5 tRNA genes and 1 rRNA gene are annotated in these 710 nt (G+C 49.4%); all 6 read left to right on the top strand.

Annotated features, from left to right (window positions below):
- Positions 1–10 precede the first annotated feature (10 nt).
- The 6 genes from rrf to AC0DBE_RS21495 all read left to right on the top strand — a co-directional run bounded on the left by rrf (position 11) and on the right by AC0DBE_RS21495 (position 668).
- Positions 11–126 (top strand): 5S ribosomal RNA (rrf, locus tag AC0DBE_RS21520).
- A 44-nt stretch (positions 127–170) separates the two neighbouring features.
- Positions 171–245 (top strand) — tRNA-Asn (locus AC0DBE_RS21515).
- Positions 246–247: 2 nt separating this feature from the next.
- Positions 248–320, top strand: a tRNA-Thr gene (locus AC0DBE_RS21510).
- Between the two features lie 61 nt (positions 321–381).
- Positions 382–456 (top strand) — tRNA-Gly (locus AC0DBE_RS21505).
- 32 nt (positions 457–488) lie between these two features.
- Positions 489–565: transfer RNA gene (locus AC0DBE_RS21500), tRNA-Arg, on the top strand.
- 26 nt (positions 566–591) lie between these two features.
- Positions 592–668, top strand: a tRNA-Pro gene (locus AC0DBE_RS21495).
- Positions 669–710: the final 42 nt, after the last annotated feature.

The raw sequence follows: 710 nt of genomic DNA, 5'->3' as shown, positions 1-710 counted from the left end.
TCTCAATTTGTTTGGTGGCGATAGCGAAGAGGTCACACCCGTTCCCATACCGAACACGGAAGTTAAGCTCTTCAGCGCCGATGGTAGTCGGGGGTTTCCCCCTGTGAGAGTAGGACGCCGCCAAGCAGATTTTTTATTTCTACCATGTTTGTTTATGAAGCTTATATTATTCCGCAGTAGCTCAGTGGTAGAGCTATCGGCTGTTAACCGATCGGTCGTAGGTTCGAATCCTACCTGCGGAGCCATTGCTTCCATAGCTCAGCAGGTAGAGCACTTCCATGGTAAGGAAGAGGTCAGCGGTTCGAGCCCGCTTGGAAGCTTTATTAAATGTATTATTACCAAGGTTTCTCGAAAAGGAGAAAGCTTTTTTTATTGCGATATGCGGAAGTAGTTCAGTGGTAGAACACCACCTTGCCAAGGTGGGGGTCGCGGGTTCGAATCCCGTCTTCCGCTCCATTTTATCCCAACGGGATATTGTAAAATTGATTGCGCCCGTAGCTCAATTGGATAGAGCGTTTGACTACGGATCAAAAGGTTAGGGGTTCGACTCCTCTCGGGCGCGCCATTATTCTAATAGAATAGCTAGGAAATCGGGAAGTAGCTCAGCTTGGTAGAGCACATGGTTTGGGACCATGGGGTCGCAGGTTCGAATCCTGTCTTCCCGACCATTTTCATGGGGCCTTAGCTCAGCTGGGAGAGCGCCTGCTTTG

It is taken from the genome of Bacillus sp. VA15 (assembly GCF_055721145.1).
Note: the sequence above shows the minus strand (reverse complement) of the source record. Positions and strands in the feature narration are given on the sequence as shown.